The sequence below is a fragment of the Paenarthrobacter nitroguajacolicus genome (genome assembly GCF_051027655.1).
Taxonomy (GTDB): Bacteria; Actinomycetota; Actinomycetes; order Actinomycetales; family Micrococcaceae; genus Arthrobacter; species Arthrobacter nitroguajacolicus.
Map to the genome: position 1 here is coordinate 2,661,309 of NZ_CP073234.1, position 16,046 is coordinate 2,677,354.

Annotated in this window: 12 protein-coding genes; 3 read left to right on the top strand and 9 right to left on the bottom strand. The window is 60.7% G+C overall.

Annotated features, from left to right (window positions below):
• Nucleotides 1–89: 89 nt before the first annotated feature.
• The 3 genes from ruvC to pdxT all read right to left on the bottom strand — a co-directional run bounded on the left by ruvC (nt 90) and on the right by pdxT (nt 2,194).
• Nucleotides 90–668, bottom strand: a complete 579-nt coding sequence (gene ruvC / locus KCX59_RS12625) for a crossover junction endodeoxyribonuclease RuvC (protein ID WP_054809251.1) — start codon at nt 666–668, stop codon at nt 90–92.
• 65 nt (nt 669–733) lie between these two features.
• On the bottom strand, nt 734–1,489 hold the full coding sequence (locus tag KCX59_RS12630) for a YebC/PmpR family DNA-binding transcriptional regulator (protein WP_091467853.1): 756 nt from the start codon (nt 1,487–1,489) through the stop codon (nt 734–736).
• A 3-nt stretch (nt 1,490–1,492) separates the two neighbouring features.
• On the bottom strand, nt 1,493–2,194 hold the full coding sequence (gene pdxT, locus KCX59_RS12635) for a pyridoxal 5'-phosphate synthase glutaminase subunit PdxT (RefSeq protein ID WP_091467855.1): 702 nt from the start codon (nt 2,192–2,194) through the stop codon (nt 1,493–1,495).
• A 102-nt stretch (nt 2,195–2,296) separates the two neighbouring features.
• Between pdxT and KCX59_RS12640 the strand changes: the two genes are divergently transcribed.
• Both KCX59_RS12640 and KCX59_RS12645 read left to right on the top strand, forming a co-directional pair.
• Nucleotides 2,297–3,628 carry a Mur ligase family protein gene (locus KCX59_RS12640; protein ID WP_178992608.1) on the top strand — a complete coding sequence of 444 codons (1,332 nt, stop codon included), beginning with the start codon at nt 2,297–2,299 and terminating at the stop codon, nt 3,626–3,628.
• Nucleotides 3,625–4,398, top strand: coding sequence for a type 1 glutamine amidotransferase (locus KCX59_RS12645; RefSeq protein WP_179016513.1), 774 nt, complete (start codon nt 3,625–3,627; stop codon nt 4,396–4,398). Before KCX59_RS12640 ends, KCX59_RS12645 begins: the two co-directional genes overlap by 4 nt.
• Before the next feature lie 3 nt (nt 4,399–4,401).
• Here KCX59_RS12645 and KCX59_RS12650 read toward each other — a convergent pair whose 3' ends face one another.
• Entirely contained in the window at nt 4,402–5,667 is a 1,266-nt protein-coding gene (locus KCX59_RS12650; RefSeq protein WP_179016512.1) for a CapA family protein, read from the bottom strand.
• A gap of 73 nt (nt 5,668–5,740) precedes the next feature.
• Here KCX59_RS12650 and KCX59_RS12655 point away from each other — a divergent pair, with 73 nt between their 5' ends.
• Nucleotides 5,741–7,753 carry a M3 family metallopeptidase gene (locus KCX59_RS12655; protein ID WP_179016511.1) on the top strand — a complete coding sequence of 671 codons (2,013 nt, stop codon included), beginning with the start codon at nt 5,741–5,743 and terminating at the stop codon, nt 7,751–7,753.
• 198 nt (nt 7,754–7,951) lie between these two features.
• Here the strand turns inward: KCX59_RS12655 and pdxS are convergent, their stop codons facing one another.
• From pdxS to KCX59_RS12680, 5 genes are all read right to left on the bottom strand, one after another.
• Nucleotides 7,952–8,878, bottom strand: a complete 927-nt coding sequence (pdxS, locus tag KCX59_RS12660; RefSeq protein ID WP_017197521.1) for a pyridoxal 5'-phosphate synthase lyase subunit PdxS — start codon at nt 8,876–8,878, stop codon at nt 7,952–7,954.
• 255 nt (nt 8,879–9,133) lie between these two features.
• Complete coding sequence (gene pgsA, locus KCX59_RS12665; protein ID WP_091467863.1) at nt 9,134–9,763, bottom strand: phosphatidylinositol phosphate synthase; 630 nt, start codon at nt 9,761–9,763, stop codon at nt 9,134–9,136.
• Complete coding sequence (locus tag KCX59_RS12670; RefSeq protein WP_091467865.1) at nt 9,753–10,346, bottom strand: HIT family protein; 594 nt, start codon at nt 10,344–10,346, stop codon at nt 9,753–9,755. The genes pgsA and KCX59_RS12670 overlap by 11 nt, the downstream gene beginning before the upstream one ends.
• Before the next feature lie 19 nt (nt 10,347–10,365).
• Nucleotides 10,366–12,375, bottom strand: a complete 2,010-nt coding sequence (gene thrS, locus KCX59_RS12675; RefSeq protein ID WP_091467866.1) for a threonine--tRNA ligase — start codon at nt 12,373–12,375, stop codon at nt 10,366–10,368.
• Between the two features lie 149 nt (nt 12,376–12,524).
• The gene (locus tag KCX59_RS12680) at nt 12,525–16,043 is read right to left on the bottom strand and encodes a DNA polymerase III subunit alpha (protein ID WP_179016510.1); all 3,519 of its coding nucleotides are present in this window, start codon (nt 16,041–16,043) and stop codon (nt 12,525–12,527) included.
• Between the last annotated feature and the right edge of the window lie 3 nt (nt 16,044–16,046).

The window sequence follows — 16,046 nt, forward strand, 5'->3', positions numbered from 1 at the left end:
AATACTGCCTGCTCCGTTGCCGTGAAAACTGCGGCCAAAGCGGACTATCCGAACATATCTACGAATACCCTAGCAAGAGCGGCAGACAATCACCGTTTGCGGCGCGCTTTTGCTTCGGCTTCGGCCCACGCTTTCTGCGCGGGAGTAAGTCCGGCCTTGCCGTTGGCGCCACCGGCTGAGCCCATGCCACTGCCTGCGCGCCACGCGTGGGTGAGGGCCAGGGCCAGGGCGTCGGCAGCATCAGCCGGCTTGGGTGGAGCATCCAGGCGCAGAATCTTGGTCACCAATTTGGTGACCGCATCCTTGTTGGCAGTGCCGCTGCCGGTAACTGCGGCTTTCACCTCGGAGGGTGTATGCATGGCGACCGGGATACCCCGGCGTGCTGCCGCCACGATGACGACGCCCGAAGCCTGGGCTACGCCCATCACCGTGCTCACGTTCATTTGCGAGAAAACACGTTCGACGGCGACGACATCCGGCTTGTGCAGGTCCAACCATTCGTCGATTGCCTGGGCGATGACCAGTAAGCGCTTGTCCAAGGTCAGCTCGGCGGACGTGCCCACCACTCCGACGGCCACCATGGTTGCCCGGCGGTTCCGCTCAATGTCCACCACACCGATGCCGCAACGGGTGAGGCCCGGATCGACTCCCAATACGCGAAGAGTCAAGTCCGGGCCTTCCTGATGGCTGTAAGCCTGATGGTTGTCAAAATTGATGCGCTGCGCCCACCCGATTACTCGGCGTCGAGGGCAGCCTGCACTTCCTCGCTGAGGTCCGCATTGCTGTACACGTTCTGGACATCGTCCAGGTCTTCCAGCGCATCCACGAGCTTCATGAACTTCTTGGCGCCGTCAACGTCCAAGTCAACCTGCATGGACGGAACGAATTCGGCTTCGTCAGTTTCGTAGTCGATGCCGGCTTCCTTCAAGGCGTCACGGATGGCCTGGAGATCGGAGGGCTCGGAGTGGATTTCCCAGTTTTCACCGCTGTCCTTGACTTCCTCGGCTCCGGCATCAAGGACAGCCATCAGGATGTCGTCTTCGCTAAGGCCGTTCTTGGGCAGGACAACAACACCCTTGCGGGCGAAGAGGTAGCTCACGGAACCGGGATCGGCGATGGTGCCGCCGTTGCGCGAAATCGCCAGTCGCACCTCGGAAGCGGCACGGTTCTTGTTGTCGGTCAGACATTCAATCAACAACGCCGAACCCTGGGGACCGCGGGCTTCGTACATGATCTCGGTGTAGTCCACCACTTCACCGGTGAGGCCCGCACCACGCTTGATGGCGCGGTCGATGTTGTCGTTGGGTACCGAAGTCTTCTTTGCCTTCGTGACGGCGAGCTCAAGGCCCGGGTTGCCGGCAAGGTCCGGTCCGCCCATGCGGGCAGCAACTTCGATGTTCTTGATCAGTTTCGCGAACGACTTTGCACGCCTGCCGTCAATGATGGCTTTCTTGTGCTTGGTGGTCGCCCATTTGGAGTGGCCTGACATGCTTTACGCTTCTCCTCTGATCATTCGAATAAAGAGTTCATGCACGCGTTTCTCTCCCGTCACTTCCGGGTGGAAGGAGGTGGCCAGCAGTTGGCCGGAACGCACTGCAACAATTCTAGCCACTCCATGCAAAGTAGCCGTGTGGCTGGCGTGGTCGGGATCAACCTGGGCAAGGACTTCCACGCCCGGACCAACACGTTCCACCCAGGGGCCGCGGATGAATACCGCGTGAACGGGATCCACACCGGATTCACCGGCACTGAAATCCAAGCCCTTGAAATCGAGGTCGGTTTCAAAGGATTCGCGTTGTCGTCCGAAGGCGTTGCGGCGGACCGTAATATCCAGGCCGCCGAAAGTCTGCTGGGGATTTCCGTCAAGGTCCGTAGCCGGGTCTGCAATTTCATTGGCCAGCAGGATCATGCCGGCGCAGGAGCCGTAGACGGGAAGGCCCTCCGCGATGCGCTTTTGAAGGGGGTCACGGACTTCGAAGATCCGGGAAAGCTTGTCTATGGTGGTGGACTCGCCGCCAGGGATAATCAGGCCGTCGATGTCGTCGAGCTCTGACGGGCGGCGAATACCCACGCCGGTGGCTCCAGCGGCCTCAACAGCGTGGATATGCTCGCGGAAGTCGCCCTGGAGAGCCAGCACGCCTATTCGGAGTCCTGCACCCACGCGTGACGAAGCGTCGGAAAGGGGGTTGGTCATTGGTCCATCATAGTGGTCCAAGCCCTCAGTAACCTTGTGTCCGGCCGTCGGGCGCTGCCGTCAGGCAGGGTTCCATGCCCCGACTGGGATATATTACAGAGCATGCTTTCCTTCAGCGTTCCCCTCGGCAAGCTGGTCCGCACACTGTCCCGGCTCCGGGGCGGAGGCTCAGCTTTTCCCGGCCTGGTGGTCGAGAAGATCGACCCCGGCTTCATGCAGCGAACGCTCGCGTCGCTCCCCCTTGGTGTAGCCGTGGTCAGTGGTACCAACGGTAAAACCACCACCACCAAAATGGTGGTGGAACTCCTTGAAAGCCAGGGCTTAAAGGTCTTCACCAACCGCAGCGGCAGCAACTTCACCCGAGGTGTGGCCGCTTCGCTCCTGGGCGATGTGGACTGGCGTGGACGACTCGATGCGGACATCGCCATCCTGGAACTCGATGAAGCCCACGCCGTGCACTTCGTCAACAAAGTGGAGCCACGCTTCAGCCTCCTGCTCAATGTCCTGCGCGACCAACTGGACCGCTTCGGAGAAATCGACAAGACCGCCCGCTTACTGGAGCACATCGCCTCCAAGACGACGGACACCGTGGTCCTCAACCGGGAAGATCCGCGCGTTGCCCGGATTGCCGCCGCCCTCAACACCCTAGACGCTGTTCACCACCCCGAAATCCGGTACTTCGGACTCGACGAATCGTTGCGGAGCACCTTTCCCAATGATGACGAGATGCGCACCACGGGCATTGGTCCGTCCCCGTCAGGCACCTCTGTTGCCGCGGAAACCGGTGACGATGTAGAACTGCCGGCTGCCGACGTCGTACTCCGCCGGGTAGGCGCCCAGGACGCTGACTTTGAGTTCGACGACGAAACCGTCACCACATCGATGAAACTGCGTGGCGTCTACAACATCTTCAATGCGGCGGCAGCTTTGTCGCTGGCGCGCGCCATCCTGGGAACCGGGCCGGTGGACACGCCCAAACTCGTCAAGGCCTTGGGAGAAGTTGCTCCCGCGTTCGGCCGCGGCGAAAGCCTCACGGTGGACGGCCAGCCCCTGGAGCTGGTGCTTGTGAAGAACCCGAGCGGTTTCCGACTCGGACTGAAGTCCTTCCCCGCCGGCGGATACGCCACCATGATTGCCATCAACGACAACTACGCCGACGGCAGGGACATGTCCTGGCTCTGGGACGTCGAGTTCGAATCCCTGCGGGAAGGCGGCGTGGAAGTCCTCACCGGCGTCCGCGCCTACGACATGGCCCTCCGCCTCCAGTACGACGATGTGCCGTTCGGAACAGTGGAACCGGACATCACCGCTGCCCTGCGGACTTTCATAGACGGCTCGCGAGGCAAGCCCAAGCGCGTCTTCTGCACTTACACCTCCATGCTCGCCATTCGACGTGAACTGGCCAAAATCACCATAGTTGAGGTGGTCTCATGACCTCGGAAACACAGCACTCAGACGTACAGCCGCACTCAGACGCACAGCCCAGCAAGGGAACAATCCGCGTCCTCCAGCTTTACCCGCGGGAAATGAACATCTACGGCGACTGGGGCAACGCCCTGGTACTGAAGCAACGCATCAAGTGGCACGGTTATACGCCCGAGTTGCTCGAATACAACGTGGGTGACGAGTTCCCGGACGACGTCGACATTATTGTGGGCGGAGGCGGGCAGGACAGTGGACAACTGGTCATCCAGGACGATCTCCAGGCGCGTGCCTCGCAGTTGAAGCAACTCGCGGATGAAGGTGCCCCCATGTTGGTGATTTGTGGGCTGTACCAGCTTTTCGGCAAGTTCTTCAAGACCAGCACCGGACCCGTCATTCCCGGCATCGGCATTCTTGACGTCGAAACCCACGGTACTGACGAGCGACTCATCGGCAACGTAACCATGAAATCTGCCGAGTTCGGCGACATTCTGGGCTACGAGAACCACAGCGGGCAGACAACTTTGGGTCCCGGCGTCGAGCCCCTCGGCACTGTCACGAAAGGCGCCGGCAACAACAGCAAGGACGGACATGAAGGCGCCCGTTACAACAACGTCGTAGCGAGCTACCTGCACGGTTCACTGCTCCCGAAGAATCCGGCCATTGCGGACTTCCTGATCCGAACGGCAGCCGAACGCAAGTTCGGAACATTCGTGCCGGGAACGCCCGACGACGGTTACGCCCGCCTTGCGCGCGAACACGCCGCACGCCGGCCGCGGTAGGCGCTACTTTTCCTTGGTGATCAGCAGTTCGTGCGCGCCTGCTGTTGCTGCGCCCATGGACTCAACCACCGCTTTGGTCCGCTGGTAGGTCTCAGCATCGGCCGCGGGTGTAGCGCAGACTCCCTGTGGTGCATCGCTGGCCACGGAGCACCAACGATAGGGATCCCGAACGATCACTGACGGGGCCCAGGCGAGATCCGACGCAGTCCAAACACCTGCTGCGTTCTGGCTGAACTGTGCCCGGACTAGAAGCCCCTCATTGTTCAGGACGTACCACGGGGACAGTTCGGTAACGCCGTTGCCCAGCCCATAGACGATCCAGGTGCCTTTGTAATTCTCGATCGGCAACACCGAGTGGGTGTGGTGCCCGTAGATCATGGTGAACTGGCCGCTGTCCACCAACGCGTGCGCAACTTCCTGCTGCTGGGCATTGGCTTCGCTGGCGTACTCGTCACCGGCGTGCATGACGCCCAGGACAATGTCGGCTCCCAACGCCTTTGCCTGTTTCGCCTTAGCGATCATGGCCGCTGGGTCCAGCTCGTCAACCAACCACGGGTATTCCGGGATTTGCCCGTTGTGGCCATACGTTCCAATGATGACCGCCACCTTGGCAGCGTCCGTTTGGAGCATGAGTATCTCTTTGGACTCCGCTTCCGTCCTGTAGGACCCCGTGTGCTTCAGGCCCGCCGCGTCCAACGCGTCCAGTGTCCGAAGCAAACCTTCAGTACCGCGATCAATGGTGTGGTTGCTGGCCGTGGTGCAGGCCTGGTAGCCGACATCCTTGGATGCTGTGATGATCTGCGGTGGCACGTTGAAGGATGGATAGGCAGAGAACGGCCCTTCCGGGGTTGCAACGGGAGTTTCCTGGTGGCAAATGGCGAGGTCGCTGTTACGAATGTAGCGACGCTGCCCCTCGAGAAGCGGAACAAACGTATAGCCGGGCTGACCAGCTGCCGCAGCGTCAGCTCTCGCTTGTTGCCAGAGCTGCGTATGGACCAACATGTCGCCTGTCACCGTGATGGAGGTGCAGCGTAGCTCCGGGCAGGCGGGCCCCTTACCTGGGGTAGGGTTCGGTGCAGGGGTGCGGGTTGGGCTTGGGCTCACGTTTGCCGGAGCGGAAGTGGCGCTGCTGCGGTTCCCGTCATCATTTTCCGCGATGACACCGCAGGCGTTCACCGATAGGGACATGACCACGGCACTCAGCACGAGTACCGCCTTGCGAGGACCGAACCATCCCCCGGAAAATGTGATTTTGCCCATGGCTTTCATCCTACGGCGGGAGCTTTGCGGAAGCGGGCGTGCCGCCCTTGAGGACACGATTCTTACGTGAAAGAGTCACTTCATGACTAATCCACTCTTGAGCCCCAGCCCCCTGCCCTATGGGCTGCCGCCCTTTGCCGGCATCTCAGCAGAGCACTATGCGGAGGCTATAGAGGCAGGATTGGCATCGCACCTCCAGGAGATTTCCCGGATCGTGGCCAATCAGGAGCCAGCTACCTTGGAAAACACGGCACTGGCCATGGAGCGGTCAGGGCTTCTCCTCAACAGGGCGGCTGCGGCATTCTTCACCCTGGTTTCCGCGGATGCTTCCGACGCCATCAAGGCGCTGGAGACAGAGCTGTCACCTAAGTTGTCGGCACACCAGGATGCTGTTTACATGAACCGCGCGCTCTACCACCGGTTCGCAGCAATCGATACAACAGACTTGGATGCAGAATCGTCCCGACTGGTGCAGGAGTACCTCAAGGAGTTCCGGCAGTCCGGAATTCAACTGGATGACACCGGGCAACAACGCTTGCGTGAAGTTAACTCCGAACTGTCCCGATTGGGCACCGAGTTTGGCCAGCGCGTCAAGGAAGCCATGAAGTCCGCCGCCCTGCTTCTTGACGACGCCGCTGATCTTGCCGGGCTGCAGCCCGAAGTGGTCACCGGCGCCGCGGAAGCAGCCAAGCTTGCCGGGCATGACGGCAAGTACCTACTGACCTTGATCCAACCCAGCAACCAACCCGCCATGGCGTCCTTGGAGAACCGGACCATCCGCCGTCGTCTATTCGAAGCGTCCCTGGCACGCGGCACCGATGGCGGCGACTTGGATGTCCGTGAACTTGTGAAGGCTACCGCGCGTTTGCGGGCAGAGAAAGCTACGCTCCTGGGGTTTGCCAACTTCGCTGAGTTGGTCGTGGACCAACAGACTGCTCCCGGTTTCAGCGAGGTGGCGGCGATGCTGGGCAAGTTGGCACCTGCTGCTGTGCGTAACGCCCGGAAGGAGGCAGACGCCTTAGCGGAATCCGCCGGACAGCAACTCGAGCCGTGGGATTGGGCGTACTACTCTGCACTTGTCCGAAAGGAAAAGTTCGAGGTGGACGAGCAGGCACTCCTGCCCTACTTCAGCCTTGAAACCGTGCTCAACGACGGTGTCTTCCATGCGGCAACGCAGCTTTACGGGGTCACTTTCCATGAGCGCGAAGACTTGGACGGCTATCACCCCGACGTCCGAATCTGGGAGGTCCGGAATGAAGACGGCAGCGGCCTCGGCCTCTTCCTGGGCGACTACTACACGCGGGAATCAAAGCGCGGAGGTGCCTGGATGAATTCCCTGGTCGAACAGTCCAGCCTCCTGGGAACGCGCTCCGTGGTCATCAACAACCTCAACATCACCAAGCCGGCGCCCGGCGAGCCTACACTGTTGTCCTTGGACGAGGTCCGTACCGTTTTCCATGAATTCGGCCACGCCCTGCACGGCCTCTTTTCCGATGTCACCTATCCGCGGTTCTCCGGCACGTCCGTGCCGCGCGATTTCGTGGAGTACCCGTCCCAGGTCAACGAAATGTGGATCATGTGGCCGGAGGTACTGGCCAACTACGCACGTCACTACTCCACCGGGGAAGCTCTCCCCCAGGACACGGTGGACAAACTCAATGAGTCGTTGTTGTGGGGAGAAGGTTTCGCAACCACCGAATACCTCGGCGCGGCCCTCCTTGACCTGGCGTGGCACGTGCTGTCCGCGTCCGAAGTTCCGGACGACATTCCCGCCTTCGAAGCCAAGGCTTTGGCCGACGCGGGAGTCGCGCACCCACTGATCCCGCCGCGGTATCGCACCGGCTACTTCCAGCACATCTTCGCCGGCGCGGGCTACGCAGCCGGCTATTACTCCTACATCTGGAGTGAGGTGCTGGACGCGGACACCGTGGAGTGGTTCAAGGAAAACGGCGGCCTTACCCGATCCAACGGGGACCGGTTCAGATCCGAGCTGCTATCGAGGGGTAACAGCCGCGATCCGCTGGAATCCTTCCGCTCATTCCGAGGCCATGACGCCGACCTGGCCCCCCTGCTAAAGCGCCGCGGCCTCAACTAAACACAACGACGCCGGACGCTCACCTCATAAGGCGACCGTCCGGCGTCGTTCATAACCTCAAGCACCTCAAGCTGAGGGCAGGGGCGATCCGGCAGTGTGCGTAAAAGGCGCCCCGCGCCCTGAGCAGCTACTTAGCTGCCAACGGGGCGCGGGGAATAGCACGCAGAGGATTGCCGCTGTCCGAGACTTAAGTGCGGCTTACCAGCCGCGCTCTGCGAGGCGGTGGGGCTGCGGGATGTCGTCGACGTTGATGCCGACCATGGCTTCGCCGAGGCCGCGGGAGACCTTGGCGATGACATCGGGGTCGTCGTGGAACGTGGTGGCCTTCACGACGGCGGCGGCGCGCTCGGCCGGGTTGCCGGACTTGAAGATGCCGGAGCCGACGAACACGCCGTCGGCGCCGAGCTGCATCATCATCGCAGCGTCAGCCGGGGTGGCGATGCCACCGGCGGTGAACAACACCACGGGGAGCTTGCCGGTGGCTGCAACTTCCTTGACCAGTTCGTACGGGGCCTGCAGTTCCTTGGCCGCAACGTAGAGCTCGTCCTCGGGCAGGGCTGCGAGCTTGGCGATCTCGGAGCGGATCTTGCGCATGTGCCCGGTCGCGTTGGAAACATCGCCGGTGCCGGCCTCACCCTTGGAACGGATCATCGCCGCGCCCTCGTTGATGCGGCGCAGGGCCTCACCAAGGTTGGTGGCACCGCAAACGAAGGGGACCGTGAAGTTCCACTTGTCGATGTGGTTGATGTAGTCAGCCGGGGTCAGGACCTCGGACTCGTCGATGTAGTCAACACCGAGGGACTGCAGGACCTGGGCTTCGACGAAGTGGCCGATGCGGGCCTTGGCCATGACCGGGATGGACACGGCGGCGATGATCGCGTCGATCATGTCCGGGTCGGACATGCGGGACACGCCGCCCTGGGCGCGGATATCGGCCGGGACACGCTCGAGCGCCATGACAGCGACGGCACCGGCATCCTCGGCGATGCGGGCCTGCTCGACGTTAACGACGTCCATGATGACGCCGCCCTTGAGCATCTCCGCCATGCCCCGCTTGACGCGGCTGCTGCCCGTGACGCTGTTCGCGGACGAACCGGCTTCGTTGCTTACATCTGGTGTAGACACAAAAACCCCTATGGGTAGATAAACGACCTTCTTGCCGGGGGCGCACGCAGCCACACGACCGCTATCAGCGCACACCGGGTTTCAGGTCAAGGTGACCAAGTACTAGTAATAGTAGTCGCACCTTGCATGGTGGCAGTACATTCATTACTGCCTGAGCGGGCAACAAAGCGGGCTCCAGTAGGGCAGGTGCACAACTTCGGAGGAGCCACATTGGTCGCTTGCCAGTTCCTTTGGCATGCATTGCCTGCTGGTCCTTTACGCTGCAGCGGTTCCATCGGCTTCAGCCATGGCCTGCCGCCGCACTGCCGACATTCGCTGGACGATCGTCACCAGGCTGGCCAGGGCAAGAAGAATCAGGGTCCCGAACAACACAACCGGCGGGAGCCCCAATCCCGTGAGCCCCGTGATGAGCAGCACGGAAGCCAAGCGTTCTGCGCGCTCAGCGATCCCCACACTGGCTTGGTAGCCCAAGGACTCCGCTTTGGCCCGGGCGTAGGAAACAACCATGCCAAGAACCAGGCAGACGACGGCGGCGGTGCCTATTGCCGGATCCTCACCGCCGGTGAAAAACCAGATGGTGAGGCCGGCAAAAATCGCGCCATCGGCGAGACGGTCCAAGGTAGAGTCCAGGAAATTACCCCAACCACCGCTCCGCCCCTGCAGCCTTGCCATGATTCCGTCTACGACATCCGAGAACGCAAAAAAGGCGACCACGACTGAACCCCACCATAAGAAGCCCAGCGGGTAGAGGACGAGTCCTCCCAGGATGACGCCGGCGGTCCCTGCAATGGTCACTGCGTCCGGAGACACACCGATCCTGAGGAGCCAACGCGCTAGAGGTGTAAAAAGTGAAGTGAAAAAGCCGCGCGCATGCCTATTGAGCATTCGACTCCCCCGGCCAGGCTTCGGCCACAAGCTTGCGGACCTCATCAAGGGTCTGCGTAATGGCCTTGGTCTGAGCGATGATCGGGAAAAAGTTTCCATCCCCGCCCCAGCGCGGAACCACGTGCTGATGGAGATGCGCAGCGATGCCTGCACCGCCGGTAACGCCTTGGTTCATGCCCAGATTGAACCCGCTGGGATTCGAAACCTTCCGCAGCACGCGCATTGCCGTCTGGGTAAGATCGGCGAACTCTGCCGTTTCCTCTGCCGTGATGTCCGTGTAGTCGGGAACGTGCCGGTAGGGACAGATCAACAGATGCCCGGGGTTGTACGGGAACAAATTCAGGACCACATAGCAGGTCCTTCCCCTATGGACGATGAGGGATTCCTCATCCGAGCGCGTGGGTCCTACACAGAACGGGCAGTCATCCTTGTTTTTGAATTGATCCTGCCCGCCCTTGATGTAGGCCATACGGTGCGGAGTCCACAGGCGCTGAAACGCGTCCGGTACGCCCGCCAATCCGAAGTCATCGGTTACGTCTGCGTCGCCTGGAAGGTCAGCTGCCGCGCCTGTGTTCTCCTGCACCGTCTATGTGTCCGTTCCGTCAGCTCTCGCGGTTCTTGACGGCGTCAACGATCCTGCGGACCGCCTCGGCCACGGGAACCCCGTTATCCTGGCTGCCGTCCCGGAAGCGGAACGACACCGCACCGGCTTCTGCGTCCTCACCACCGGCAATCAGGACGAAGGGGATCTTGTCTTTGCTGGCCGTGCGGATCTTCTTCGGGAACCGGTCCGAGGAGATATCAACCTCGGCACGGATTCCTGCAGCTTTGAGCTGGCCAACGACGTCGAACATGTAGTCGTTGAAAGTTTCCGCTACGGGGATTCCCACCACCTGGACAGGAGCCAGCCAGGCCGGGAACGCCCCGGCGTAGTGCTCGGTGAGTACACCCATGAAGCGTTCTACGGAACCGAAAAGGGCTCGGTGGATCATGACCGGCCGCTGGCGTGTGCCGTCGGCTGCCTGGTACTCCAGTTCGAAACGCTCAGGCAGGTTGAAGTCCAGCTGGATGGTGGACATCTGCCAGGTCCTGCCGAGTGCGTCCTTTGCCTGGACGGAGATTTTAGGTCCGTAGAATGCTGCTCCACCCGGGTCCGGTACCAGCTCCAAACCGGAAGCCGCAGCAACCTCGGAAAGTGTGCGGGTGGCTTCCTCCCAAGCGGCATCGTCACCAACGAACTTCTCTTCGTTCTTGGTAGAGAGTTCCAGGTAGAAGTCGTCCAGGCCGTAATCCTTGAGCAGGCCCAGGACGAAGTTCAGCGTGGTGGTGAGCTCGTCCTTCATCTGTTCGCGGGTGCAGTAGATGTGGGCGTCGTCCTGTGTCATGCCACGGACGCGGGTCAGACCGTGCACAACCCCGGACTTTTCGTAGCGGTACACAGAGCCGAATTCGAAGAGGCGCAGCGGAAGTTCGCGGTAGGACCGGCCCCGTGAGCGGAAGATCAGGTTGTGCATGGGGCAGTTCATCGGCTTCAGGTAGTAATCCTGCGCCGGCTTCCGAACGGTGCCGTCTTCGTTGAATTCAGCGTCTACCTGCATCGCCGGGAACATGCCGTCCTTGTACCAGTCAAGGTGGCCGGAGACCTCGTAGAGGTGTCCCTTGGTGATGTGCGGGGTGTAGACGAACTCGTAACCTGCGTCCACGTGGCGTTGACGGGAGTAGTCCTCCATTGCCTTGCGGATGATGCCACCCTTGGGGTGGAACACAGGGAGGCCTGAGCCCAGCTCATCCGGGAAGGAGAAGAGGTCAAGTTCGACGCCGAGCTTGCGGTGGTCCCGTCGCTCAGCTTCAGCAATGCGCTCCTGGTAAGCCTTGAGGGCTTCCTTGGTGGGCCACGCGGTGCCGTAGATGCGCTGCAACTGCTGGTTGTTCTGGTTGCCGAGCCAGTACGCTGCGGAAGAGCGGGTCAACGCGAAGGCGTTGGCGATGATTTTGGTGTTCTGCAGGTGGGGACCGCGGCAAAGATCGCACCAGATGCTCTCGCCGCTCTTTCGATCCACATTGTCGTAGATCGTGATGTCGCCCGCACCTACCTCGACATTGACGCCTTCCACCGCATCGCTTGCGTCGTTCTTCTTGCCCAGCAGCTCGAGCTTGTAGGGCTCGTTGGCCATCGCTTCGCGGGCTTCTTCTTCGGTAACCACACGTCGAACGAATTTCTGGTTCTGGTTGATGATCTTTTGCATCATCTTTTCCAGCGTGCGGAGGTCTTCCGGGGTGAACGGCTCAGCGACGTCGAAGTCGAAGTAGAAGCCGTCAGTGATGTACGGGCCGATTCCGAGCTTGGCGTCGGGGCGCAACTGCTGAACAGCCTGTGCCATAACGTGGGCTGTTGAGTGGCGGAGAACGTTGAGCCCATCAGGGGAATCGATGGTGACGCCCTGGACGTCTGCGCCTTCGGTGAGGACCTGGTCAAGGTCCTTCAGCACACCATCCACACGGGCTACAACGACGTCGCGGCGCTCGAAGAAGAGTTCCGCGCCGGTAGTCCCTTCCGTCACCTTGGTCTCTTCGCCATCGACGATGAGGGTGATCTGTTGGGCATCTGACACGGGTGTCTCCTATTCATAGTTAAGGCTTCATAGCTTGTGGCGTACGGGGACCACAGCCAGCCACCGTCAATCGTATCCGCTTCAGCGAAGGCGGCCAAAGCAGCGCGCCGTGGCCGAATCCGGCTAACCGAGGCATGATTCTGCCGGGTTCAGCTACCCAGGCCGGTGATGGCAAGGTTCCTGGAGATGCCGTGGAGCGGCCCCTGCTGGGTGTATTCCTCCGGTAGCCCGGTTTCGGCAGGTAGGAGCTCGGCAAATGGCAATGCTTCGGGCCGGCTGAGGTCCCAGGCTTTGCTGGCGCTCAGGCTGATTCCCTTGGGACCTGTCCTTCTGGTGGTTCCACGGATCAGCAGCAGGCGGGTACCAAACAGCAGTGGCCCGGATTCTTCCTGCGCTTCATGGAAGAAGACCGAATCCACACAGCCGGTACCGTCGTCGATGCTGATGAAGACGACGCGCCGCCCGCCTCGCATGGGTGGGGTCTGGGTCGCTATTCGGACCCCTGCCACCAGGACTTCGGTCCCGTTGCGCAAGCCCAGGAGTTTGTCTGCCGTTGTAACTCCCAGTTTGTCCAACAATGGCCTGTGGCTATCCATCAGATGCTCGCTGACATCCACAGCCATGAGATCAAGTTCCGCCCTGACGTTGTCCACCATGGAAGGTTCGGGAAGTTCAGGAGCCAGGTTCCTCAATTCAATATCGCCCAAGGCAAATGACAGTTGACCTTCGATGACGTCTGCAGCTTTTTTCGAAGGGCTGCTTTGGAGTGCCTGCAAATGGTGCACAAGATCGGCCCGGTTAGCTTTTCCGCCAGAGTCTTTATGCAAAGCATCGAAGGCGCCAAGTTGGGCAAGTCTTTTGATGTTCGGCTTGCTCACCCTTGCCCGCGCGCGCAGGTCCGCCAAGGAATCGTAAGGTTGCCCGGCCGCGATGCGTTTCAGCTCTGCGCCTGAAAGTCCGTAGATTCCCGTGAGGCTCAAGCGGATTCCGAGCTTGCCCTGGTCGGGGCCCTGTTGGATTTTCTCTACTCGATATTCAGCCTGGCTCCTGTTGATATCCAAAGGCAGGATGGGAATGCCGAGTCGGCGGGCTTCCGCTACCAGAAGGCGTTTGGGATACATCCCGGGGTCATGTTCCCACAGACCGGCAAGAAAAGCCTCGGGATGATGGGCCTTGAGCCAGGCGGACTGATAAGTGGGCACCGCAAAGGCAGCACCGTGGGCTTTGCAGAAACCAAAACTGCCGAAGGCTTTCAAGGTTCCCCAGACCTTGTCCACCACTTCGGGAGAGTAGTTCTTGATTGCTTCCCTGCGGAAGTACTTCTCCACACCCGGCTCATGCACTTCGTCGCCCAGGGCCCTGCGAAACTCATCAGCCCTGTCCAAACCGCAGCCAGTCATGACGTGGAAGGTCTTCAAGATCTGTTCATGGAACACGGTAACGCCATGGGTCTCTTCCAACACGGGCTTCAGGTCCTGGTGGGGATAAATCTCAGGAGCAAAGCCATGCCGATGTTCCAGGAAGGGTCGCACCATGTCGGATTTCATGGGTCCGGGCCTGAAAAGTGAGATGTCGATGATGAGATCGTTGAATTCCCGGGGCGCCATCTTTCCAATGAGCTCACGCTGTCCCGGTGATTCGATCTGGAAGCAACCGAGTGTGTGGGTACTCCGGATCAGCTCATAGGTGGGCTCATCGTCGAACGGTACGGCGTTGAGGTCAATCCTGCCGTCAGGGGCGATGTAGTCGGGACCTGCGCCACCTGGCTCCACTGGATGCCGCCCGGCTGCGACAACTTCAGCCTTGGAAGGATGCAGCCTGATTACTTCCCGAACCGCGAATGCCATGGCGCTCTGCATGCGCACTCCCAGGACATCCAGTTTGAGCATGCCCATGGGGTCCATGTCGTGTTTGTCGAACTGGCTCATGGGCAGGCCCAAACCGCTGGGCTGAACGGGAGTTCGGTCCAGGAGTGTTGCATCTCCCAAAATCACTCCACAGGGATGCATGGAGATATGCCGGGGCAGCCGATCCAGCCTTTCGGTGAGATCCACCAACAAATCCAACTGCTGGTTCTCCTCCATGGCACCCCGCTCCACGCGCCCGGCAAAATCGCGCAACTCGGGCTTCTCCACCAGGGCTTCGCGGAATTTACGTGCAGAGAATCTCCACAGTTGCTTGGCAATCTCACCCACTTCTTCGTCAGGCATTCCCAGGGCCATGCCTGCATCCCGAACGGCACCACGTGCCCTATAGCCGTTTTGCATGCTCATCAGGGTGACGCGTTCGGCACCGAAGCGGTCAAAAATCTTTCGGTAGACGTTATGCCTTTCAGCACTTTCCACATCAATATCAATGTCAGGAAGCGTGGACCTGCGGCCGGAGAGGAAGCGCTCGAAAATGAGGTCATGGCGGATCGGGTCAACCTGGCTGATATCGATCAAGTAATTGACCAGGCTTGAGGCACCGGATCCCCTCGCAGCTACCCTGACCCCCATATCGAGGATCATCCTTGAAACTTCTGCCACTGTTAGGAAGTACGAGGCAAAGCCGAGCCTGCCGATGATTCCCAGCTCGTGCTCCAACCGCGAGCGCAGATGTTCTTCTGCATCTCCATTGATGCCCGGGAACCGTCGGGTGATTCCGGCTTCGCAGCGTTGAGTGAGTTCAATCATGGGGTCAGCGTCGATGCCGATGATGGAGGCCTCGGGAACTACCGGTTTCTTCCATCCCATATCAAGGACAGGATTGATGCGGCATTTGTCTGCGAGCGCTTCAGTGTTTGCGAGGAGTTTGGTGAGGTCGGCTTTCCCCAGGCCTGCTGCGCCCATGATTTCTTTGCCGAGTTGGAGCATTTGGTGCGGCGTCTTAAGCCAGCCCTGCCCTGTTGGTTGGAGCATCCCTGCTGGTTGGAGCAGGGGTGCCGTTGAGAGTTCAGGGAGGGATTTGAGGGTTCGTGCGGAGTCGAGGACGTCTGCGGTGGCGGCGCCGTCCTGGGCACAGTAGCGGACGGCGTTGCTGAGGATTGCGGGAATGTTGTATTCGAGTGCGAGCTTGAGCATGCGCACGGCATGGGCGGTGCTTAGTGGTTCTCCGGGGGCGCTGAGGTGTGATACGACTTCAGCGACCATGGTGCCGGGTGGCATGGCGTCGATCCATTGTTTGAAGAGGGTTCTGGGCCTGAGGTATTTACGGCCTCCCATGGCTTGGCCGACGTCTGAGTCGGGTCCTATCAGCACGGTCAGGACTGGTTTGAGGGTTTTGGGCTCGAGGGTCCTTGATGCGAGTTCGCCGCGGGTGACTGCAGCGGGGACCGCTCCCCCGGCTTTGCCTGAAGTGCGTGCGTGGGCGTCGGATATAAGGCGGCACAGTGCCCTATACCCGGCGCCGTTGTTGTTTCCGTGGGCGAGTACGACGACGCGGCCCGCGACTTGGGTGCGGTGGTCGCCGTCGTCGTCGAATACCGCCAGGTCCACCCCTACGATGGGGTCGATGCCTGCGTCCATGCATGCTTTGAGGTGTTTGATGGTGCCGTACAGGCCGTCCCGGTCTGTGCAGGCGAGCGCTGTGGCTCCGTCTGCTGCGGCTGTTTGGGCTAGCTCATCCGGCCAGGAGACGCCGTAGTGTGCGCTGAATGCCGTGGAGACGTGCAGGTGGGTGAAGCTCAACGT

Bases quoted from the DNA above. Each gene is read 5' to 3' on its own strand.
- KCX59_RS12630 (WP_091467853.1), bottom strand. From the start codon at position 1,489: ATGTCAGGCCACTCCAAATGGGCGACCACCAAGCACAAGAAAGCCATC.
- pdxT (WP_091467855.1), bottom strand. From the start codon at position 2,194: ATGACCAACCCCCTTTCCGACGCTTCGTCACGCGTGGGTGCAGGACTC.
- KCX59_RS12640 (WP_178992608.1), top strand. From the start codon at position 2,297: ATGCTTTCCTTCAGCGTTCCCCTCGGCAAGCTGGTCCGCACACTGTCC.
- KCX59_RS12645 (WP_179016513.1), top strand. From the start codon at position 3,625: ATGACCTCGGAAACACAGCACTCAGACGTACAGCCGCACTCAGACGCA.
- KCX59_RS12650 (WP_179016512.1), bottom strand. From the start codon at position 5,667: ATGAAAGCCATGGGCAAAATCACATTTTCCGGGGGATGGTTCGGTCCT.
- KCX59_RS12655 (WP_179016511.1), top strand. From the start codon at position 5,741: ATGACTAATCCACTCTTGAGCCCCAGCCCCCTGCCCTATGGGCTGCCG.
- pgsA (WP_091467863.1), bottom strand. From the start codon at position 9,763: ATGCTCAATAGGCATGCGCGCGGCTTTTTCACTTCACTTTTTACACCT.